The 21236-nt window shown below is 73.1% G+C and carries 22 protein-coding genes; 14 read left to right on the top strand and 8 right to left on the bottom strand.

The features are described 5' to 3' along the window. Nucleotides 1-18: 18 nt before the first annotated feature. The 8 genes from IE326_RS25460 (at nucleotide 19) to IE326_RS25425 (ending at nucleotide 7370) form a co-directional block, all read left to right on the top strand. Complete coding sequence (locus tag IE326_RS25460) at nucleotides 19-1254, top strand: tyrosine-type recombinase/integrase (protein ID WP_373310261.1); 1236 nt, start codon at nucleotides 19-21, stop codon at nucleotides 1252-1254. A gap of 110 nt (nucleotides 1255-1364) precedes the next feature. Continuing rightward, on the top strand, nucleotides 1365-2204 hold the full coding sequence (locus IE326_RS25455; RefSeq protein ID WP_190043112.1) for a HipA family kinase: 840 nt from the start codon (nucleotides 1365-1367) through the stop codon (nucleotides 2202-2204). Next, on the top strand, nucleotides 2201-2584 hold the full coding sequence (locus IE326_RS25450) for a DUF3037 domain-containing protein (RefSeq protein ID WP_190043111.1): 384 nt from the start codon (nucleotides 2201-2203) through the stop codon (nucleotides 2582-2584). The genes IE326_RS25455 and IE326_RS25450 overlap by 4 nt, the downstream gene beginning before the upstream one ends. Before the next feature lie 178 nt (nucleotides 2585-2762). Beyond that, nucleotides 2763-3524 carry a 3-oxoacyl-ACP reductase FabG gene (gene fabG, locus IE326_RS25445; protein WP_030746542.1) on the top strand — a complete coding sequence of 254 codons (762 nt, stop codon included), beginning with the start codon at nucleotides 2763-2765 and terminating at the stop codon, nucleotides 3522-3524. Between the two features lie 26 nt (nucleotides 3525-3550). Beyond that, the gene (locus IE326_RS25440; RefSeq protein ID WP_150227128.1) at nucleotides 3551-4318 is read left to right on the top strand and encodes an SDR family oxidoreductase; all 768 of its coding nucleotides are present in this window, start codon (nucleotides 3551-3553) and stop codon (nucleotides 4316-4318) included. Nucleotides 4319-4467: 149 nt separating this feature from the next. Continuing rightward, a complete protein-coding gene (locus tag IE326_RS25435; RefSeq protein ID WP_150227127.1) occupies nucleotides 4468-6048 on the top strand; it encodes an ABC transporter substrate-binding protein in 1581 nt (526 codons plus the stop codon). 93 nt (nucleotides 6049-6141) lie between these two features. After that, nucleotides 6142-6825 (top strand): uracil-DNA glycosylase, encoded by a 684-nt coding sequence (gene ung, locus IE326_RS25430; protein ID WP_150227126.1) that lies wholly within the window; start codon nucleotides 6142-6144, stop codon nucleotides 6823-6825. Between the two features lie 71 nt (nucleotides 6826-6896). Beyond that, on the top strand, nucleotides 6897-7370 hold the full coding sequence (locus IE326_RS25425) for a hypothetical protein (RefSeq protein WP_150227125.1): 474 nt from the start codon (nucleotides 6897-6899) through the stop codon (nucleotides 7368-7370). Nucleotides 7371-7480: 110 nt separating this feature from the next. Here the strand turns inward: IE326_RS25425 and IE326_RS25420 are convergent, their stop codons facing one another. The 3 genes from IE326_RS25420 to IE326_RS25410 form a co-directional block, all read right to left on the bottom strand. Then, nucleotides 7481-7999 carry a hypothetical protein gene (locus IE326_RS25420; protein ID WP_190043110.1) on the bottom strand — a complete coding sequence of 173 codons (519 nt, stop codon included), beginning with the start codon at nucleotides 7997-7999 and terminating at the stop codon, nucleotides 7481-7483. Between the two features lie 114 nt (nucleotides 8000-8113). Continuing rightward, nucleotides 8114-8650 carry a DinB family protein gene (locus IE326_RS25415; protein ID WP_150227123.1) on the bottom strand — a complete coding sequence of 179 codons (537 nt, stop codon included), beginning with the start codon at nucleotides 8648-8650 and terminating at the stop codon, nucleotides 8114-8116. A 33-nt stretch (nucleotides 8651-8683) separates the two neighbouring features. Beyond that, nucleotides 8684-9355, bottom strand: a complete 672-nt coding sequence (locus tag IE326_RS25410) for a TetR/AcrR family transcriptional regulator (protein ID WP_190043109.1) — start codon at nucleotides 9353-9355, stop codon at nucleotides 8684-8686. A gap of 120 nt (nucleotides 9356-9475) precedes the next feature. Between IE326_RS25410 and IE326_RS25405 the strand changes: the two genes are divergently transcribed. Together IE326_RS25405 and IE326_RS25400 are read left to right on the top strand one after the other, a co-directional pair. Continuing rightward, entirely contained in the window at nucleotides 9476-10696 is a 1221-nt protein-coding gene (locus IE326_RS25405) for an FAD-dependent monooxygenase (protein ID WP_190043108.1), read from the top strand. A 58-nt stretch (nucleotides 10697-10754) separates the two neighbouring features. Then, nucleotides 10755-11660, top strand: a complete 906-nt coding sequence (locus IE326_RS25400) for a Gfo/Idh/MocA family protein (RefSeq protein ID WP_190043107.1) — start codon at nucleotides 10755-10757, stop codon at nucleotides 11658-11660. On the opposite strand, the gene lnt is transcribed toward IE326_RS25400, so the two are convergent. Together lnt and IE326_RS25390 are read right to left on the bottom strand one after the other, a co-directional pair. Then, the gene (gene lnt, locus IE326_RS25395; protein ID WP_190043106.1) at nucleotides 11605-13197 is read right to left on the bottom strand and encodes an apolipoprotein N-acyltransferase; all 1593 of its coding nucleotides are present in this window, start codon (nucleotides 13195-13197) and stop codon (nucleotides 11605-11607) included. The genes IE326_RS25400 and lnt overlap by 56 nt on opposite strands. Before the next feature lie 165 nt (nucleotides 13198-13362). Then, the gene (locus IE326_RS25390) at nucleotides 13363-13809 is read right to left on the bottom strand and encodes a nuclear transport factor 2 family protein (protein ID WP_150227118.1); all 447 of its coding nucleotides are present in this window, start codon (nucleotides 13807-13809) and stop codon (nucleotides 13363-13365) included. A gap of 251 nt (nucleotides 13810-14060) precedes the next feature. On the opposite strand from IE326_RS25390, the gene IE326_RS25385 reads away from it, so the two are divergent. Further along, on the top strand, nucleotides 14061-14660 hold the full coding sequence (locus IE326_RS25385; RefSeq protein ID WP_150227117.1) for a flavin reductase family protein: 600 nt from the start codon (nucleotides 14061-14063) through the stop codon (nucleotides 14658-14660). Between the two features lie 169 nt (nucleotides 14661-14829). Here the strand turns inward: IE326_RS25385 and IE326_RS25380 are convergent, their stop codons facing one another. Then, on the bottom strand, nucleotides 14830-15702 hold the full coding sequence (locus IE326_RS25380; protein WP_150227116.1) for an undecaprenyl-diphosphate phosphatase: 873 nt from the start codon (nucleotides 15700-15702) through the stop codon (nucleotides 14830-14832). Between the two features lie 263 nt (nucleotides 15703-15965). Continuing rightward, nucleotides 15966-16742 carry a TVP38/TMEM64 family protein gene (locus IE326_RS25375; protein ID WP_190043105.1) on the bottom strand — a complete coding sequence of 259 codons (777 nt, stop codon included), beginning with the start codon at nucleotides 16740-16742 and terminating at the stop codon, nucleotides 15966-15968. A 299-nt stretch (nucleotides 16743-17041) separates the two neighbouring features. On the opposite strand from IE326_RS25375, the gene IE326_RS25370 reads away from it, so the two are divergent. The 3 genes from IE326_RS25370 (at nucleotide 17042) to IE326_RS25360 (ending at nucleotide 19674) form a co-directional block, all read left to right on the top strand. Further along, nucleotides 17042-17698, top strand: coding sequence for a DNA alkylation repair protein (locus IE326_RS25370; protein WP_190043499.1), 657 nt, complete (start codon nucleotides 17042-17044; stop codon nucleotides 17696-17698). 48 nt (nucleotides 17699-17746) lie between these two features. Continuing rightward, entirely contained in the window at nucleotides 17747-18718 is a 972-nt protein-coding gene (locus tag IE326_RS25365; RefSeq protein ID WP_373310258.1) for a patatin-like phospholipase family protein, read from the top strand. A gap of 110 nt (nucleotides 18719-18828) precedes the next feature. After that, on the top strand, nucleotides 18829-19674 hold the full coding sequence (locus tag IE326_RS25360) for a spermidine synthase (RefSeq protein WP_190043104.1): 846 nt from the start codon (nucleotides 18829-18831) through the stop codon (nucleotides 19672-19674). 145 nt (nucleotides 19675-19819) lie between these two features. On the opposite strand, the gene IE326_RS25355 is transcribed toward IE326_RS25360, so the two are convergent. Continuing rightward, a complete protein-coding gene (locus tag IE326_RS25355) occupies nucleotides 19820-21103 on the bottom strand; it encodes an MFS transporter (protein WP_373310288.1) in 1284 nt (427 codons plus the stop codon). Nucleotides 21104-21236: the final 133 nt, after the last annotated feature.

The raw sequence follows: 21236 nt of genomic DNA, 5'->3' as shown, positions 1-21236 counted from the left end.
TCTTGAAAGGAGACTTGTTTGGCCGGCTATATCGAGGATCGGTGGCTCAAGAAGAAGAAGGATCCGGTCACCGGGAGAAGGGAGAAGACCGCTCGCTACGGTAAAGGCAAGCGGTACAAGGTCGCTGGCATACCTGGGGTGCGAGACCGATCCTTTGAGGTGCTGGAGGATGCCAAGGCGTGGCTTCGCCGCGCGGCCACGGACGAGGAGCGAGGCGAGTTCGTAGACCCGCGCGACGGGTCCATCACGCTGGCCGAGTACATCGCGACGCACTGGGCACCAGGGCGAGGCGGTGCTCCGAAAACCCAGGACAGTCAGGAGCGTAGGTGGCGTCTCCATATCGTCCCGCACCTGGGCCAGCTTCCGCTCAGGAGCATCGCCGCAACGGATCTGCGCGCGTTCATAACCAAGCTGGAGTCGACAGTCTCGTCAGTCGACTACCAGCGCGGCATCCTGTCCGAGCTTTCCTCCATCCTGGAAGCGGCCGTCGACGACAAGCGCCTCGCGCGCAACCCCATGCACGCGAAATCCGTGCGGTGGCCCAAGTCGTCACGGGAGCCGCGCGACGCGTGGCCGATGGACACGGCACTGCGAGTCCGCGATGCCATCAGCGAGCGCAACAGGATCGCCGTCGTAGTCGGCCTGGGGTGCGGACTCCGCCAGGGGGAGGTCTTCGGGCTCAGTCCCGAGGACATCGACTATGGACGCGGGCTGCTGCACGTTCGGCGCCAAGTACAGGCGATTCACGGAAGGCTGTACTTCGCCCTGCCGAAGGGGAAGAAGATCCGCACGGTAGATCTGCCCCCATCGGTAGCCGAGGAACTCAAGCGTCACATCGAAGCGTTCCCGCCGGCAGAAGTGGAGCTGCCGTGGGGGAAGCCGGAAGGAGAGCGGAAGAAGTTCTCCCTGCTGCTCACCACGCGCTTCGGCAACGCTGTCGCGGTGAACACATGGAACACCTACACCTGGAAGCCCGCCTTGGCCAAGGCGGGCGTCATCCCGCCGCGCGCCGAGGGGTCGAAAGCCTGGCAGTGGGCGGCGGCCCCGAAGCACGGCTTCCATGTGCTTCGGCACACCTACGCCTCGATCATGTTGGAAGCCGGAGAGTCCGTTGTGACCCTGGCTCGGTGGCTTGGACACTCCTCGCCTGCGATCACTCTCGGTTACTATGCTCACTTCATGCCGGAGGCCGGCAGCAAGGGGCGCGGCACCATCGACGGTCTGCTTGGGGAGCGCGGGAGATCAGCTTGCTAGCCGAAACTCCCCAGATTCTCCCCAGCGCTGTCGACCCGTGTTCCCGGCCTCTACGCTCCGGAGAAGTCTTCCGTGGATTGCAAGGTTGAAGAGATGGGTGGCCTGGGAAAGTGTTGCAAGAGGTCGTAGCGACCCGCTATGTCACGCCCCTGCGGGAGGGTGGATCGCTCCCGGGGATCGTCGAGGCCGACGATCTCGGCACGTACGTCATGAAGTTCACCGGCGCTGGACAGGGGCGCAAGACCCTCGTCGCCGAGGTGATCTGCGGGCAGCTGGCCCGGCGGCTGGGGCTGCGGGTGCCCGAGCTGGTCACCATCCAGCTCGATCCGGTCATCGGGCTCTCCGAGCCCGACCAGGAGGTGCAGGAGCTGCTCAAGGCGAGCGGCGGCCTCAACCTGGGCATGGACTTCCTGCCCGGCTCCCTCGGCTTCGACCCGCTCGCGTACGAGGTCGACCCCGCCGAGGCCGGCAAGGTCGTCTGGTTCGACGCGGTGATCAACAACGTCGACCGGTCCTGGCGCAACCCGAACATGCTCGTCTGGCACGGCGACCTCTGGCTCATCGACCACGGCGCCACCATGATCTGGCACCACAACTGGCCGGGCGCCGCCGCCTCCGCCGCCAAGCCGTACGACGCCTCCGACCACGCCCTCGCCCGCTTCGCGCCGGACGTCGCCGCGGCCGCCGCCGAGCTCGCGCCGCTCGTGACCCGCGAGCTGCTCGACGAGGTCGCCGCCGACGTGCCCGACGAGTGGCTGGTGGACGAGCCGGGCTTCGACTCCGCCGACGCCGTGCGCGCCGCGTACGTCGGGGCGCTGCTGCCGCGCGCCGCCACCATCCACGAGCGGATCACCCTCGGCCCGCGCACGGACCGCGCCCCGCAGCAGCCGCCCGGCTGGCTCGCCGAGCGCCTCGCCCCCCGGCCCACCCAGAAGGACAGCACGACGTGACCGACCGCGATGTCTTCGAGTACGCGCTGCTGCGCGTGGTGCCGCGCGTCGAGCGCGGCGAGTGCTTCAACGCGGGCGTGGTCGTCTACTGCCGCGCCCGGTCCTTCGTCGCCGCCCGCACCCACCTCGACGAGGTCAAGCTGGCGGCGCTCGACCCGGCCGCCGACGTCACCGGCGTCCGTGCGGCCCTGCGGGCCGTCGAGGGCGTCTGCCTGGGCGGGGACGCGGCGGGACAGGCCGCCCACGACGACGCGGGCCGGCGCTTCCGCTGGCTGATCGCACCGCGCTCCACGGTGGTCCAGCCCGGCCCGGTCCACACCGGCCTCACCGGTGACCCCGAGGCCGAGGTGGAACGCCTGCTCGACCTCCTCGTGCGCTGACCCGCGGCCCCCGCGCGCCGCGCGACGGCGCGGTGACGGCGGAGTGACGGGGTGCACCCGGTGGGCCGTTGACACCGGGTGCCAGGGCTTCTAGCGTCTCGTTCTGCGGTCGATACTAAGCGGTCGCTCATGTCCCGGGGGAGAGCCCGGGACCCCCTGAGGGCGAGGAGAAGCAAGCATGTCCACCACCGAGCAGCGCGTAGCCGTCGTCACCGGTGCCGCACGGGGCATCGGCGCCGCCACCGCGATCCGTCTGGCGGCCGAGGGCCGCGCCGTCGCCGTCCTCGACCTCGACGAGGCGGCCTGCAAGGACACCGTCGAGAAGATCACCGCCGCCGGCGGCCGCGCCCTCGCGGTCGGCTGCGACGTCTCCGACGGCGCCCAGGTGGAGGCCGCGATCGCCCGGGTCGCCGCCGAGCTCGGCGCCCCGACGATCCTCGTCAACAACGCCGGCGTCCTCCGCGACAACCTGCTCTTCAAGATGTCGGAGGCCGACTGGGACCTCGTCATGAACGTGCACCTCAAGGGCGCGTTCCTGATGGCGAAGGCCTGTCAGAAGCACATGGTGGACGCAGGCTTCGGCCGGATCGTCTCGCTCTCCTCCTCCTCGGCGCTCGGCAACCGCGGCCAGGCCAACTACGCGGCCGTCAAGGCGGGCCTCCAGGGCTTCACCAAGACCCTGGCCAAGGAGCTCGGCAAGTTCGGCGTCACCGCCAACGCCGTCGCCCCCGGCTTCATCGTCACCGAGATGACCGCGCAGACGGCCGAGCGCGTCGGCATGGGCTTCGAGGACTTCCAGGCCGCCGCCGCCTCCATGATCCCGGTCCAGCGCGTCGGCCGCCCCGAGGACGTCGCCAACGCCATCGCCTTCTTCACGGGCGACGACGCCGGCTTCGTCTCCGGCCAGGTCATGTACGTGGCCGGCGGCCCGCTCAACTGACCCGGCAGAACAGGAGGAGGAGCGCGATGACCGCACAGCAGCCGCCGGAACTCTCCGGCAAGGTCGCCCTCGTCACCGGCGCCAGCCGGGGCATCGGCTACGGCATCGCCGAGGCGCTCGTCGCCCGCGGCGACCGGGTCGTCATCACCGGGCGGGGCGAGGACGCCCTCAAGGAGGCCGTGGAGCGCCTCGGCGCCGACCGGGCGGTCGGCGTCGCGGGCAAGGCCCACGACACGGCCCACCAGGCTGCCGCCGTCGAGGCCGCGATGGACGCCTTCGGGCGCGTCGACCACCTCGTGAACAACGCCGGCACGAACCCGGTCTTCGGTCCCCTCGCGGACCTGGACCTGGAGGTGGCCCGCAAGGTCTTCGAGACCAATGTCGTCTCGGCGCTCGGTTTCGCGCAGCGGACCTGGCACGCCTGGCAGAAGGGGAACGGCGGCACGATCGTGAACATCGCCTCCGTCGCCGGAATCTCCGCCTCCCCCTTCATCGGGGCGTACGGCGTGAGCAAGGCCGCCATGATCAATCTCACCCAGCAATTGGCGCACGAATTCGCGCCGGTCGTCCGGGTCAACGCCATTGCGCCCGCCGTCGTGAAGACGAAATTCGCCCAGGCGCTCTACGAGGGCCGGGAGGCCGAGGCGGCCGCCGCCTACCCGATGGGCCGGCTCGGCGTGCCGGAGGACATCGGGGGCGCCGCGGCCTTCCTGACCTCGGAGCAGTCCGGCTGGATCACAGGTCAGACGCTCGTCGTCGACGGCGGCATTTTCCTGAACGCCGGAGTCGGGTGACCGATTACCGGACACTTTCCGGATGGTCGTGTCCGGATTGGACCCGGTTGCATCTCGATTGACTCAAGTGCCCCGCCGGGCTCGCCCATTGACCTGGCGGGGTACTGCGGTATCGTCGGCCGACCCCAGGCTGAACGAGGAGCGTGCACGTGTTCAACCGGACGAGTCTGCAGGCCGCTGCAGCCCTTGCGTCCATATCCCTGGTATCCGGATGCGGTGTTTTCTCGGATACCGAATCCGCCGGGGAGCAGAGGATAACCATCGGGACGACGAGTTCTCCTTCCACGCTCGATCCAGCGGCTTCCTGGGACAATTCCTGGGAACTTTTCAGAAACGTCTACCAGACGCTCCTGAGCTTCCCCACCGGCACCACCACGCCGAAGACCGACGCGGCCGACTGCAAATTCACGGACACGTCCAGCCGGGTCTTCGAGTGCACGCTCCTGGAGGGACTCAAGTTCTCCAACGGCCACGCGCTCGACGCCAAGGCCGTGCAGCACTCGATCCAGCGCATCCGCACGATCGACGCCGAGGGCGGCCCCAACGGCATGCTCGGCTCGCTCGACTCCATCGAGACGGTCGGCGACCGCACGGTGGTCTTCAAGCTCAACAAGCCGGACGCCACCTTCCCCTTCGTCCTCGCCACCCCCGCGATGTCGCTGGTCGACCCGGCCGAGTACCCGGCCGACCAGCTCCGCAAGCAGGACGGCAAGGTCATCGGCTCCGGCCCGTACGTCCTCGACGGCTACGAGGTCCGCAAGCAGGCCGAGCTGTCCCCGAACCCGAACTACAAGGGCTTCGCCGCCCGCAAGAACGGCGGCGTGACCATCAAGTACTTCGACGGCTCGGAGGCGATGGTCAAGGCGCTGCGCGCCGAGGAGATCGACGCCACCTACCGCGGCCTCACCGCCGAGGAGGTGACCTCGCTCCAGGAGGGCAAGGAGGAGAACAAGGGCCTCCAGATCGTCGAGTCCACCGGCGCCGACATCCGCTACCTGGTCTTCAACACCCAGGACGAGTCCGTCGCGGACCCGGCCGTCCGCAAGGCCATCGCCCAGCTCATCGACCGCGACGAACTGGTCAGCAAGGTCTACCGGGGCACCGCCGAGCCCCTGTACTCGATGGTGCCCAAGGGCATCGCCGCCCACACCACCAAGTTCTTCGACACCTACGGCCACCCCGACAAGGAGAAGGCCGGGAAGATCCTGCGCAAGGCCGGGATCACCGAGAAGGTCGAACTGAACTTCTGGTACACCACCGACCGGTACGGCTCCTCGACCGCCGCCGAGTTCACCGAGCTGAAGCGCCAGCTGGAGGCGTCCGGCCTCTTCAAGGTGACCATCCAGGGCAAGCCGTGGACCGAGTACCAGGCCGCCTACCAGAAGGGCGAGTACGCGGTCTTCGGCCGGGGCTGGTTCCCCGACTTCCCGGACCCGGACAACTTCGTCGCGCCCTTCCTGGGCCAGAAGAACGTGCTCGGCACCCCCTACCTGAGCCCGCGCATCACCAAGGAGCTGCTGCCCAAGTCCCGCCGCGAGAGCGACCGCGGGGCCGTCACGGACGAGTTCGTCGAGGCCCAGTCGATCATGGTCGACGACGTCCGGCTGCTGCCCCTGTGGCAGGGCAAGCTGTACATCGCGGCCCGCGAGGACATCGGCGGCGGCGAGCGCGCGCTCGACCCGCAGACCGTCATGCAGCTGTGGGAGCTGCACCGCCGGGCCAGCTGGTAGCAGGCCGGTACGGGAGGGCCGCCGGGGCCCGTTGTCAGTGGGCCCCGGTAGGTTCCGTACCCGGAACTGACGAACCACCGGAGGTTGTGGACCGTGACCGACATCAACATGCTGCCCGAGTCCTGGCGGGGCGTCCTCGGCGAGGAGCTCGACAAGCCGTACTTCGCCGAGCTCACCGAGTTCGTCGAGCAGGAGCGGGCCGCCGGGCCGGTCTACCCGCCGAAGGACGAGGTCTTCGCGGCCCTGTCCGCCACCCCGTACGACAAGGTGAAGGTCCTGATCCTCGGTCAGGACCCCTACCACGGCGAGGGCCAGGGCCACGGCCTCTGCTTCTCCGTCCGCCCCGGCGTGAAGACCCCGCCCTCGCTGCGGAACATCTACAAGGAGATGCAGGCCGAGCTGGGCCACCCGATCCCGGACAACGGCTACCTGATGCCGTGGGCCGAGCAGGGCGTCCTGCTGCTCAACGCGGTCCTCACCGTCCGCGCCGGCGAGGCGAACTCGCACAAGAACAAGGGCTGGGAGAAGTTCACCGACGCCGTCATCAAGGCCGTCGCCTCCCGCCCCGACCCCGCCGTCTTCGTCCTGTGGGGCAACTACGCGCAGAAGAAGCTGCCCCTCATCGACGAGGAGCGGCACGTCGTGGTGAAGGGCGCCCACCCCTCGCCGCTGTCGGCGAAGAAGTTCTTCGGCTCCCGGCCCTTCACCCAGATCGACGAGGCCGTCGCCGCCCAGGGGCACGAGCCGATCGACTGGCGCATCCCCGACCTCGGCTGAGCCTCGGCGGGATCGGGCCCGCGGCCGGTTAGCGTCGGACCTCCACGCAGTGCGAGCGCCGGGAGGCCGCGGTGACCGAGCAGCAGCGGACGTCGGACGAGGGGGTCCTGACCAGGATCGGGCAGGCGAGGATGCTGCTCCACGGCGGTGACCGGGAAGAGGCGCGCAACCGCCTCGGCACCCTGTGGCAGCAGCTCGGCCCCGACGGGGACCCCCTGCACCGCTGCACCCTCGCCCACTACCTGGCGGACGCCCAGGACGACCCGGATACCGAACTGGCCTGGGACCTGCGCGCCCTGAGCGCCGCCGAGGGGCTGGAGGACGGGCGGCTGGCCGCCCACGACTCGGCCGCCGCCCTGCGGGCCCTCTACCCCTCGCTCCACCTCAACCTCGCCGCCGACTACGCCAAACTCCGGCGGCCGGACGCCGCGCGGGCCCACCTGGACCGGGCCCGCGCCGCCTCCGACACCCTCGACGACGACCGCTACGGGCAGGGCGTCCGCGCCGCGATCGACCGCCTCGACCGGCGGCTGCGCGAGGGCTGACCGCCGGGCGGGGGCGAGCGCCGCGGCGCCTGAATCTCGCGTGGGCCTGAATCTCGCGTGGGGACCGGGCCTCGCATGGGGCCTGAGCCTCGCGTGGGACGACGGAGGGATCAGCGTCCCGGATACGCGTCCCGGCACAACCCCGCCTGCACGCTCGCAGGGTCCCAGCCGCCGTACCGCTCGCCCAGGGCGCACACGTCCGCCCCGGCGACCGGGGGGACCTCCCACGACGGCTCCTCCTCGCGGACCTCGGGCACGGGCGCCGAGGACGGCGGTACCGGAGTCGCCGCGGGCCGCGGGCGGGCCGTGGGCCGTTCGGCGGCGGGGGAGGGTTCCGGGGCGGGGGTGCGCGGCGGGGCGGCGTGGCCGGTGGCGCGGCGGGTCCCGCCGCGGGGCGCCGGTGGCGCGGCGGACGCGGGGGAGGGGAGCGCCGCCTCCAGGGCTTCCCTGGCCGGGCCCCTCAGGACGGTCTGCGGTTGCACGTCCTGGGTGGGGCGTACGGGTTCGGCGGCGGGCGCGGGGGACGGCGCGGGCGTCGGGGGCGGCCCGTCGACGGCCACGCACCCGGTCAGGGCGGCGGTCGCGGCCGCTGTGAGCAGGAGCTGCGCGGGGGTTCGGATTCCTTGCACCGCGCCACTCTGCTGGTGCGGTGGCGATCTTCGAACCCCTACCGGCGGGGAATGCCCCGCACGGGTGAGCACCCGGCCGCCTCCCTTGACCGGCACCCCGGCCGGAGGAGGGCGTCAGTCGCCGGTGGCGCCGTCGACGCGCTCGCGGATGAGGTCCGCGTGGCCGTTGTGCCGTGCGTACTCCTCGATCATGTGGAGGTAGATCCAGCGCAGGTTGAACAGCTCGCCGCTGCGGTGGGCGCCCGCCCCGAGATCGTCGAGGGAGTACTTCGCGGCCAGCTCGCGGGCGTGCGCGATCTCCTCCTGCCAGGCGGCGTACGCCTCCTCGTAGGTGTCGCCCTCGGTGGTGTGGATGTCCCGGTCGTAGTCCTCGTCGGTGGCGTACAGCCAGGCGGTCTCCTCGCCGCCGAGGACCTTCCGGAACCAGCCGCGCTCCACCTCGGCCATGTGCCGCACCAGACCGAGGAGGTTGAGGTCCGAGGGCGGCACGGAGGCGGTGCGGAGCTGCTCGTCGGTGAGGCCGGCGCACTTCACCGCGAGGGTCGCGCGATGGTATTCGAGCCACTGCTCCAAGGCCTGGCGCTCCCCGGTGTCGGAAGCGGGCCAGACGCGCTCGGGTGCTGCCGTGTGATCGTTCGTCATGTGAGGCATCGTCGCGGACGCCCGTGGCGGCACGCCAGCCGTTTAGGGCCTGTCCGGCGATTCCCGCCGGGTCCGGCGCCCGTCGCCGGACAAGTCCTGACGCGGGGGCCCCGTGAGCATCCCGCGCAGCAGCTCGTCGAAGCCGGTCCGCAGCTCGGCGCGGCTCGGCACGGCCGCGTGGAAGGAACCGGCGGCGCAGGAGAACATCAGCCCCTCGCACCAGGCGATGACCGAGAGGGCGTGCCGCCCCGGGGCGGGCGAACCGGCGCCGCGCATCATCGCGGTCACCGGGTCGTGGAAGGCGGAGCCCGCCCGGTCGAAGAAGCCGCGCAGCTCGGGGCGGCGGGTCGCTTCCAGGGCCAGCTCGTAGCGGGAGACGAGCAGGGACCGGTGGTCGGTCAGATACCGGTGCAGCGCGAGCGCGAGGGCGTCGGCGAGGTCACCGGGGGACGCGCCGGGCGGCGGCAGCTCGTGCGGGGCGAGGACCCGCGCCTCGCGCTCGGCCTGGCGCCGGACGGCCGTCTCCAGGAGCGCCTGGCGGGTGCGCGCGTGGTTGGAGGTCGAGCCCTGCGGCAGCCCGGCCCGCTCGTCCACCGCGCGATGGGTCAGCCCGCGCATCCCGCGCTCCACCAGCAGGTCGAGCGCCGCGTCGCCGATCCGCTCGGCACGGGTCGGGGCGGGTTCCGGGGACTGGGCGGGGGTGCGCGCGGTCATGGGGACAACCTACCTACCGCACTGAACTACACCTGTAGTACGGTCGGGGCGTGCGGTCGACTACAGCTGTAGTGACGGTGGTCGCCGCCGCCCACGACCCGACCGACCCGGGGAGCAGTCATGCCGCAGCCGACCGCAGCCGCGCCACAGCACCGTGCCGTCGTCCTGGGGGCGGGCATCGGCGGCCTCACCGCCGCCGTCGCCCTCCACCGCCGGGGCTGGACCGTCACCGTCCTCGAACGCGCCGCCGACCTCGCCCCCGTCGGCGCCGGCATCGGCCTCGCCCCCAACGCCCTGCGCGCCCTCGACGTCCTCGGCCTCGGCGACCGCGTCCGCGCCCTCGCCGCCTGGCAGGGCGACGGCGGGATGCGGACCCCGGACGGACGCTGGCTCGCCCGCACCGACGCCCGCGCCGCCGCCGCCCGCTTCGGCGACCCCCTCGTCCTCCTCCACCGCGCCACCCTCGTCGAGATCCTCGCCTCCGCCCTCCCCGCCGGCACGGTCCGCACCGCCGCGCCCGCCGCCCTCGCCCACCCCGGCGACCCGCGGACCCCCGCCCGGATCACCACCCCGGACGGCACCCTGGAGGCCGAACTCGCCGTCGCCGCCGACGGCATCCGCTCCGCCGCCCGCACCGTCCTCTTCCCCGGCCACCCCGGCCCCCGCTACTCCGGCTGCACCACCTGGCGGCTCGTCGTCCCCGCCCCCGCCCGCCCCTTCGCCCCGCACGAGACCTGGGGCGCCGGACGCCTCTGGGGCACCCAGCCCCTCAAGGACGGCCGGATCTACGCCTACGCCATGGCCGCCGCGCCCGCCGGCGCCCACGCCCCCGACGACGAACGGGCCGAACTCCTCCGCCTCTTCGGCGACTGGCACCACCCCGTCCCCGAGATCCTCGCCGCCGCCGACCCCGCCCGGGTGCTCCGGCACGACGTCCACCACCTCGTCGACCCGCTGCCCGCCCACCACCGGGGCCGCACCGCCCTCCTCGGCGACGCGGCGCACGCGATGATGCCCTCCCTCGGACAGGGCGGGAACCAGGCCGTCGAGGACGCCGTCGTCCTCGCCCACCACGCCCGCGTCCCCGCCGCCTTCGACCCGGACCGTGACCTCGCCGCGTACACCGCCGACCGGCTGCCCCGCACCACCGCCCTCGTCCGCAAGGCCGCCCGCACCGGCGCCCTCACCCTCGTGACGGCCCGCCCCGCCGTCGCCCTGCGCGACGCGCTCGTGCGGACCGTCTCGCGCCTCGGCCCCGGCTTCGTCCTCCGCGGCTTCGACGGCATCGCCGACTGGCGCCCCCCGGCCGCCCCGGACCCGGACCCCGCCCGCGTAAGCTGACCAGCGGAAACGGCCCCCGTGCCCGGGACCGTCGGACCACCGCAGAGGGAGAGACCCCGTGAAGATCGGCTGCATCGGACTCGGCGACATCGCCCAGAAGGCGTACCTGCCCGTCCTCGCCACCCTCCCCGGGGTCGAACTCCACCTCCAGACCCGCACCCCCGCCACCCTCGACCGGGTCGCCGACACCCTCCACCTGCCGGCGACGCGCCGCCACCGCGACCTCGACTCGCTGCTCTCCGCCGGACTCGACGCCGCCTTCGTGCACGCCTCCACCGCCGCCCACGCCGAGATCGCCACCCGCCTCCTCGACGCCGGCGTGCCCACCTACGTCGACAAGCCGCTCGCCTACGCGTACGCCGACTCCGAGCGGATCGTCGAACTCGCCGAGAAGAACGACGTCTCGCTCGCCGTCGGCTTCAACCGGCGCCTCGCCCCCGGCTACGCCCAGTGCCTCGACCACCCGCGCGAGCTGATCCTGCTCCAGAAGAACCGCGTCGGACTCCCCGAGGACCCCCGCACCTTCGTCCTCGACGACTTCATCCACGTCGTCGACACCCTCCGCTTCCTCCTCCCCGGCGAGGCCGACCACATCGACGTCCGGGCCCGCGTCCGCGACGGCCTCATGCACCACGTGGTGCTCCAGCTCTCCGGCGACGGCTTCACCGCCATCGGCATGATGAACCGGATGAACGGCTCCACCGAGGAGGTCCTGGAAGTCTCGGGGCAGGACACCAAGCGCCAGGTCCTCAACCTCGCCGAGATCGTCGACCACAAGGGCCAGCCCACCGTCCGCCGCCGCGGCGACTGGGTCCCGGTCGCCCGCCAGCGCGGCATCGAACAGGCCGTGCTCTCCTTCCTCGACGCCGTCCGCGAGGGCCGGACCCTCAGCGCCCGCGACGCCCTGCTCACCCACGAACTGTGCGAGCGCGTCGTCCGCGACGCCCTGGAGCAGACCGCCTGAGCAGCCCGGCGCCCCCGGCCGCGCACACCGCCCCGATCACGGCGAACGCCCCGTACACCGGCCAGTCGCCCCACCTGGCGTAGACCGTCACCGCCCCCGACAGGGGCAGTTCCCGTACGACGGCGACGCTCGCGTCCGTGCCGACGGGCGGCCCCACCCGCCTCCCGTCCGGGCCGTACGCGACGCTGATCCCGGTCAGCGTCGCGTGCACCACCGGGCGTCCCGTCTCCGCCGCCCGCAGCGCACCCAGCGAGGCGTGTTGTGCGGGTGCCCAACTGTGCTGGAAGGTGCTGGTCGCCGACTGGACGACGAGCAGACCGGCCCCGTCCCGGACCAGACGCCGGCTCATGTCGGGGAACGCGGACTCGAAACAGACGAGCGGGCCGACCGCCAACCCCCGCGGGTCCTCGGGCAGCCGCATCACCACCGGTTCCGTACCCCGGCGCCGGTCCTCCTCCGCCGCCTCGCCCACGGACGTCGCCCAGCCGAGCAGCCCCCGCGCCGGCACGTACTCGCCGAAGGGCACCAGCCGCATCTTGTCGTACCGGTCGCCGGTCGGCCCGTCCGGCGCGAAGAGCAGCGCGCTCTTGTAGATGCCGGGCCGGTCCACCCGGCGCGCGTCCACGTTCACGAGCAGCGGCGCGTCCACCGCCCGCGCCAGCGCGGTCAGCCGGGCGGCGAGCGCCGGATCACCGGCCGGGTCCCGGCCCACCCCGCTCTCGCCCCACACCACCAGGTCGAGCCGCTGCCCGGCGAGCCCGCGCGTCAGCTCCGCGGCCCGGTCGAGCCGCCGCTCCGCCCCCTCCGCCCCTCCGAAGACCCCCGGCTGCACCATCGCCACCCGCACCGTGCCCGCCGGACGCGGCGCACCGACCCCCCACGCGGCCGTCCCCGCCACCAGCGCGCAGCCCGCGAGACCCGCCACCCCCACCGACCGCGGCGCGGCGACCAGCAGTACCACGGCCGTGTTCACCGCCACCACCAGCAGACCCACCAGCCACACCCCGCCCAGCGACGCGAGGCGCAGCGCCACCGGCACCTCCCCCTGGCTCGCGCCCAGCAGTCCCCACGGACCCCCCAGCCCCTCCCACGACCGCACCAGCTCGACCAGCAGCCACCCGGACGGCACGGCGAACAGCGCCGCGACGGCCCGCAGCGGCCCCGGCGTCCCGCCCAGCAGCGCCCGTACCAGCACCCCCCACGGCAGCCAGAGCACCCCCAGCAGCACCGCCATCACCAGCAGGAACACATGCACGCTCGGCAGCAGCCAGTGGTGCACGGCCAGCAGGAAGCCGGCGCCCCCGCACCACCCGTCCAGCGCGGCCCGCCCCGCCCCCGGCGCCGCACGGACCAGCAGCAGCCACGGCACGAGGCACACGTACGCCCACCACCACAGCCCGGGGGAGGGGAAGGCGAACGCGGGCAGCGCGCCGAGACAGACGGCGAGCAGCGACCGCGGCACCCCGGACCACCGGCGCCGGCCCGCGCGCGCACCCGGGACGGAGTCCGGCCCCGCGCCTCCGAAGGGGTTCCGCATGGCCTGCCTCCCGCCGGTCGCCTCCAGTCTGCGCCCCGCCCGCGGCTACGGGTCCGCACCTGGTCACGCGTGTCGGTCCGTGCCCGCCCCCGGGTGTCGGTCCGCGTCCGGTCGCGTGGACCGGTCCGTGTCCGTGTTCGTGTACGTGGGCCGGTTTGTGTCCGTTCACATGGGCCGGCGCCAGCGCTCCTCGACGACGACCGAGCGCAGGCGCCAGCCGTCGGCGGTGCGGCACGCGGCGAAGGCGTACCGGCCGCCGCAGACGAAGTCGTCGCCGGAGGTCATCCGCATCGGATTGACGTAGTCCGCGCGGACGTCGGCCGCGCCGTCCGGCTCGGCGTAGCCGCCGGGAAGGTGAAAGGTCACCCGCCGGTTGACGATCAGGTGCTGGCGCACCGGGAAGAGGGTCATCGTCGCCGCCAGCCAGTCGGCCACCTCGGCCGCCGGCCCCTCGACACCGCCGGAACCGGAGTAGTCGGCGCGCCCGTCGGCGGTGAAGAGGGCGCGGTAGGCGGTCCAGTCGGCGTCGTCCACGGCCGCCGCGTAGCCGGTGATCAGGTCGTCGATGGCGAGCCGGTCCATCACGTTCGCGAGGTCCACGCGCTGCGTCATCGCCTCAGTGTCGGGCAGCGGACGCGCGCCGCCAAGAGGCGTGCGTTCCTCCATCCCGTACGGGGACCGCACCGGCCTCCGTGCGGGATCGCCCTCGCCGTCGCGCGGATTCCGCACCCGCCTCCGCACGGAGATCGCACCGGCTTCTGTGCGAGGGCCCAAGGGGACTCAAGGAGGGTGCGACGAGAGGACAAGAGGAGGGCGCAGCAGGAGGGCGCAAGAGGGGCGGCGGCGAAGGTCATACTGGCCGGATGCGTATTGATGTCGACCCGTCCCTGACCGATCCGACCTCCGTCTACCGGCTGCTGACGGCGACCGTCGTCCCCCGGCCAATCGCCTGGGTCTCCACGGTCTCCGCCGACGGCACGGACAACCTCGCCCCGCACTCCTTCTTCACCATCGCCTCGGTCGACCCGCCGGTGGTGCAGTTCACCTCCGTCGGCCGCAAGGACTCGCTGCGCAACGTGGAGGAGACCGGGCAGTTCGTGGTGAACCTCGCGCCCGAGGGCCTCTTCGAGCAGATCAACGCGACGGCGACGGACTTCCCGCGCGGGACGAGCGAGTTCGACGCGTGCGGCGTGGTGCGCGAGCCGGGCCTCCGCGTGAAGGTGCCGCGGGTGGCGGCGTCCCCGGTGGCGCTGGAGTGCGAGCTGCACAGCACCGTCAGGATCGGGGACTCGACGGTGGTCTTCGGGCGGGTCGTGCACCTGGCCGTCGACGAGGCGTACATGACGGACGGCCACCCCGAGATCACGCTGATGCGGCCGCTGACCCGGCTCGGCAAGGACGAGTGGGGGACCCTGGGCGGCATCCGGGAGATCTCCCGCGTCCCGTACCAGGGCCAGGGCTGAGGACGGCCCGGCCCGACCCCCGGTCGAGTCCGGACTGGAACGGACCGGACAGGACCGAACTGAACCGAACGAGATCGGGCTGGATCGGATCGGATCGGTTCCGGGAACGCGTCGGGGGCGGGTCCGTCGTACGGACCCGCCCCCGGTCGGTCGCGGCGTGGCGCGGCGGTCAGCCGGCGGACTCGCCCGCGTGCGGGCTGAGGACGTCCGTGCCGACCAGGACGAACAGCAGGATGCCGAGCGCGACGCGGTAGTACACGAACGGCATGAAGGACTTCGTCGAGATGAACTTCATGAACCAGGCGATCACCGCGTAGCCCACGCCGAAGGCGACGATCGTCGCGAAGATCGTCGGCCCCCAGGAGACGTGCCCCTCGCCCGCGTCCTTCAGCTCGAACACGCCGGAGGCGAGGACCGCGGGGATGGCGAGCAGGAACGAGTAGCGGGCGGCGGACTCGCGGGTGTAGCCCATGAGCAGGCCGCCGGAGATCGTGGCGCCGGAGCGGGACACGCCCGGGATGAGGGCCATCGCCTGGCAGAAGCCGTAGATCAGGCCGTCGCGCACGCTGAGGTCCTTGAGCGTCTTGCGCTCGCGGACCACCCGGTGGCGGCCGCCGATCTCGTCGCGGGCGGCGAGCCGGTCGGCGACGCCGAGCACCACGCCCATCACGATGAGGGTGGTGGCGATGAGCCGCAGATCGCGGAACGGACCCTCGATCTGGTCCTTGAGCGTGATGCCGAGGACGCCGATCGGGATGGAGCCGACGATCACCAGCCAGCCCATCTGGGCGTCGTGGTCGGAGCGCATCGCCTTGTCCGTCAGCGAACGGAACCACGCCAGGACGATCCTGCCGATGTCCTTGCGGAAGTAGATCAGGACGGCGGTCTCCGTACCGATCTGCGTGATCGCCGTGAAGGCGGCTCCAGGGTCCTCCCAGCCCGCGAAGGCCGCGGTCAGCCGGAGGTGCGCGCTGGAGGAGATGGGAAGGAACTCCGTCAGCCCCTGGACGAGTCCGAGGATGAACGATTCGAACCAACTCATGGGGCTTGGGCCGTCCCGTTTTATGTAGGTGTGCGGTCAGAAGGTCGTGCGCAGCGTACCGTTCCGAAGTGACGGCCCCATGATCAGGTCGCGTCGGCGTCCGGAAGGTGTCGGGACGGTGTCGTGGGGGTGGCGGACGAGCGTCGGGTGGGGGCCGGTGCCCGTGTCGCGGACGGGCCGATGGGCGGGGACACGGGCGGGGATACGGGCGGAGACACGCGTACGGGTTCGGACCGGAGGGCGCCGTGCCCAGGAGGTACGGCTCACGCCGCGGCCACCGGCCGCCTCTCCAGCGCCGTGCCGGTGACGGCCGTCTCCGTGCCCGCGTCCGCCGCGGGGGACGGGCGGCGCAGGGCGTGCCGCTTCCGCCAGGCCACCACGGCCGCCCCGAGCCCCGACAGCACGATGAACCCCGCGGAGATCAGGAAGGCCGGAGAGCCCGGCCGGTCCGCCTGGGCCCCGGCCACCACGTACGCCGCCGTGTTCGGGACCGTCCCGATCGCCGTCGCCAGGAGGAACGGCACGTACCGCATCCGGGAGACCGCGGCGCAGTAGTTGGCGGCGGCGAACGGCACGCCCGGAAAGAGCCGGATCGCCAGCATCGAACGGAAGCCGTGCCGGCTCAGCTGGCCGTCCGCCGCCCGCAGCCAGCGCCCCTTGAGCAGCGGCCGCAGCGCGTCCTGCCCGAGGAAGCGGCCCAGTGTGAAGGAGATCCCCGCGCCCAGTACGGTCCCCGCGACCGCCGCCGTGAGTCCGGCGGCGGAGCCGAAGAGCGCGCCCGCCGCCAGGTTGAGCACCGGACGCGGCACGAACGCCGCCGTGCACACGCCGTACGCCAGCCCGAAGAGCAGCACCGCGCCCGCGCCGCCCGTCTGCGGCCAGCCCGAGGCCAGCAGCCGCTGCGGCTCGTAGAGCACCACCAGGGTGGCGGCGGTCAGCAGGACGAGCGCGAGCAGCGAGAGCCGCGACCAGGGCGAGAGCAGGGCCCGGGAGCAGCGGACGGCGAACGGGTCCGTCGGCCGGGGCACGGGAGCGAGCATCCCGGGAGAGTAACGGACACCTCCGTATGATCGCCGTAATGTGCGCCATGTCCGCTCCCGAATCCGGCCCCGGTCCTGCGGCCGAGCCCGCGCCCGTCGCTGAGCCCGCGCCCGTCGTTGAGTCCGAGATCGCTGCTGAGTCCGGGCTCGCCTCCGCTTCGGTGTCTGTGTCCGGTGTGGATCCTGCGTCCGCTTCAGAATTCGTGTCCGTTTCAGGTTCCGTGTCCGTTTCGGGGTCCGCGGCCGCTTCGGGGTCCGTGTCCGGCGAGGTCCCGGACAGCGTGCTCGCCGACGCCGTCATGGAGCGGCTGACCGCGCTCTACCCCGCCGCCGGGAACCCCTTCCGGGCGCAGGAGATGGTCGCGTACATGAAGGGCGTGGCGCCCTTCCTCGGCATCCGGACGCCGGAGCGCCGCGCCCTCTCCCGTACCGTCCTCGCCGGCACGCCCCGCCCCGGCGAGGACGACTGCGCGGCCGTCGCCCTGCGCTGCTTCGCCCTTCCCGAGCGCGAGTACCACTACTTCGCCGTCGACTACCTGCGCCGTCACGTGAAGCGCTGCTCGTCCGGGTTCCTGCCGGTCGCCCGCCGGCTCGTGACCACCGTCTCCTGGTGGGACACCGTCGATCATCTCGCCGCCCACGTCGTCGGCGGGCTCGTCGCCGCAGATCCGGCGCTCGCGTCCGAGATGGACGTCTGGATCGACGACGCGGATCCCTGGATCGCCCGCACCGCCCTCCTCCACCAGCTGCGCTTCAAGGGGGACACGGACGCGGACCGGCTCTTCTCGTACTGCCTGCGGCGCGCCGCCGACACCGACTTCTTCCTCCGCAAGGCGATCGGCTGGAGCCTGCGCGAGTACGCGAAGACCGCCCCCGGGGAAGTGCGGGCCTTCGTCGCCGGCAACCGGTCCCTCTTCTCCCCGCTCTCCGTCCGCGAGGCCCTCAGACACCTGTGAAACACCCCCGCCGGAACCGCCGTTCACCGGCTGCGCGAGACTCGGTCCATGAGCGACAAGGAGACGCCCATGGGTGACACGGCGGGCACGGCGAACACGGCGGGAGGCGGCAGGACCGCCCTGGTCCTCGGGGCGGGCGGGCTGGTCGGCGCCGCCTGGGAGACCGGGATCCTCCACGGCCTCGCCGAGGCGGGGACGGACCTCTCCGACGCCGACCTGGTCGTCGGCAGTTCCGCGGGCGCCGTCGTCGGCGCCCTCCTCACCTCCGGCACCCTCACCCCCGCCGAACTGTACGAGCGGCAGCTCGACGGCACCGACGCCGAACCGGCCGTCCGCTTCGGCGCCGGCACCCTCCTCCGCTACACCCTCGCCGTGCTCACCTCCCGCACCCCGGAGGCGTACGGCCGCAAGCTCGGCCGGCTCGCCCTGCGCGCTCGCACCGTCGACGAGGCCGCCCGCCGGGCCACCGTGGCGAAGCGGCTCGGCGACCTCACCGACTGGCCCGCCGCGGGCCGGCTCCGGATCACCGCCGTCGACGCGGAGAGCGGCGCGCTCGGAGTCTTCGACGGCGGCGGGGGCGCCGGCGGAGGCACCAGTGGTGCCGGGGACGCGGGGAGCTCCGGGGGCGCCGCGGGCCTGGACGGTGTCGGGCTCGTCGACGCGGTCACGGCCAGCTGCGCCATCCCGGGGGCCTGGCCGCCCGCGAGCCTCGTGGGACGGCGCTGGATCGACGGCGGCATCCACTCCACGGCCAACGCCCACCTCGCCGCCGGCTGGGAGCGGGTGGTCGTCGTCGCGCCCACCGCGATGGGCAACAAGGCCGTGCACGCCCCGGCCCGCCAGGCCGCCGACCTCGTCGCCGCGGGAAGCCGCGTCGTGGTGATCACCCCCGACGCGGACGCCAAGGCCGTGATCGGCGCCAGGGTGCTCGACCCCGCCCAGCGGGGCGCCGCGGCCCGCGCGGGCCGCGCCCAGGCCGCCGCGCACGCGAAGGCGGTCGCCGCCGTCTGGACGGGGTGACGAGAGCGGACGGGGCGACGGGAACAGACGGGGTCGGTGGGCGGGGGAGAGAGGAAGAGGCCCGGACACGGGCGGCGCGAACGACTTCTGTGCGGTTGCACAATGAAGGGGTGAACGAGCAGATCCCCGTCCTGCGCGAGGTCGACCACGGCACCGCGCGCCTCATGCCCGACGTGGACCGGGAGCGTGCCTGGCTCCTCACGGTCGACGGCGCCCCGCAGTCGTACGTCGACCTCGACGCCCCCGACCACCTGGAGTTCGAGTACGCCCGCCGGCTCGGGCACGTCGTCGACGGCGCCGCCCTCGAGGGCGTGCCGCTGGACGTGCTGCACCTCGGCGGCGGGGCGCTCTCGCTGCCCCGGTACGTCGCCGTCACCCGGCCCGGCTCGCGCCAGGACGTCGTCGAGGCCGACGGCGGACTCGTCGCGCTGGTCGCCGAGCACCTGCCGCTGCCGGAGGGCTCGGGTGTCACCGTGCACACGGCGGACGCGCGCGCGTGGCTCGAAGCGGCGCCGACGGCCTCGGCCGACCTGATCGTCGGCGACGTCTTCGGCGGCTCGCGGGTCCCGGCGCACCTGACCTCCCTCGCGTACGCCCGCGAGGTGCGGCGCGTCCTGCGCCCCGGCGGGACCTACGCCGCCAACCTGGCGGACGGGGCGCCCTTCGCCTTCCTCCGCGGCCAGCTCGCCACCTTCGCCGCCGTCTTCCCCGAGCTGGCGCTGGTCGCCGAACCGGCGGTGCTGCGCGGCCGCCGGTTCGGGAACACGGTCCTGGTCGCCTCCGCCGAGCCCCTCGACCTCCCCGCCCTCACCCGGCGCGCCGCCGGGGACGCCTTCCCCGCGCGCGTCGAGCACGGCGGGGCGCTGACCGCCCTCACCGGCGACGCGGCTCCGGTCGACGACGCGGATGCGGTGGGCTCGCCCGTCCCGCCCGAGGGCGCCTTCGGCATCGGGTGACGCCCGCCGGACGACTCCGGGCCCGCGGCGCCCGTACCCGCACTCCGTACGGGCACCGGCCCTGCGGCGCCCGTACCGGCACTGCGGTACGGACTCCGGCCTCGCGGTACCCGTACCGGTGCCGGCACCGCGGGCGGAGGCCGGCCTACGCGTCGACGACGGCCCCCGCGCCGGTTCCAGCCGTGGTTCCGGTCCCGGCCCCGGCACCGCCCCCGTCAACTCCGGTCCCCGCGTCACCCTTCGCCGTCGTCACGCCGTGGGGGCGGCGCGTCATGTTCCGTACGTCCGGGACGAGCAGGACGAGGGCGGTGACCAGGGTCATCAGGGCCGCCGCGCCCCACAGCGAGGCCGTCCGGCCGAAGGCCGTCTCGGCCGGGCCCGCGAGGGCGGTCGACAGCGGCAGCAGCGCGGTCGAGCCGAACCAGTCGTAGGCGGAGACCCGGGACAGCTTCTCCTCGGGGATCTCCTGGTGCATCGTCGTCATCCAGGAGACGCCGAAGATCTCCATCGCCACACCGCTGACGAACATCACCACGGTGAGCCCGACGGCGTGCAGCGGCACGGCGAGCGCCACCGAGGGCAGCGCGATCGGGAACACGCCGAGCGTGCCGACGAGGAGCATCCGGCGCGGCTTCCACCGGGTCATCAGGACGGCGCCGGCCACCGTGCCCACGCCGTACCCGGCGAGCGCGATGCCCCAGGGGCGCGCGCCGCCCAGCTCGTCCCGGGCGACCAGCGGCCCGTACACCGCCTCCACCGCGCCGATGAGCGCGACCACGACCGAGAACTGGGCGACGATCGACCACAGCCACGGGCGGCCGACGAACTCCTGCCAGCCCTCGCGCAGATCGGCGAAGAGGCCGCCGCCGGGCTTGCGGTCCGGGATGCCGCTGACGTCGAGGAAGGCCCGCAGGCCGCCCGCGACGGCGAACGCGACTGCGTCGACGGCGAGGACCCAGCCGGGCCCGACGAAGGCGACGAGCGCGCCGCCGAGGGCGGCGCCGCCGATGCCCGCGCCGTGCATCGCCATCCGGTAGAAGGCGAAGGCGCGGCTCGCCTGCTCACCCGTGACGCTGGACATGAGCATGCCCTCGGCCGCCGGGTTGAAGAACGCCTGGCCGGTGCCGCAGAGCGCGGTGAGCACCATCATCTGCCAGATCTCGGCCGTGCCGGAGAGCACCAGGGCGGCGAAGACCGCCTGTGAGACGAAGTTGAGGGCGTTGGCCGCGACCATCACCCGGTGCCGGGGTATCCGGTCCGCGACCGCGCCGCCGATGAGCAGGAAGAGGACCAGGGGCAGGAAGCGGGCCATCGCGACGAGGCCCACGTCGCCCGCGTCGCCACCGGCCTCGAAGACGGCCCAGGTGGTGGCGATGAGGGCACCGTGGGCACCGAGGCTGGTCACGATGGTGGCTGAGGTGAGCAGCATGTAGTTGCGCCCGGCCCATTCGGGGCGGCGGCCGCTGCGGGAGGAGGCGGAGCGATTCGTCACCCCGGGACTATCCCCGCCCCCTCCCCTTCCTGCCAAACCGATTAGAGGAGGGGAGGAGGAAGGAGAGAAG

Origin of the sequence: Streptomyces filamentosus (assembly GCF_014654895.1) — a bacterium.
Lineage (GTDB): Bacteria > Actinomycetota > Actinomycetes > Streptomycetales > Streptomycetaceae > Streptomyces > Streptomyces filamentosus.
This window is presented reverse-complemented; position numbering and strand designations above follow the sequence as displayed.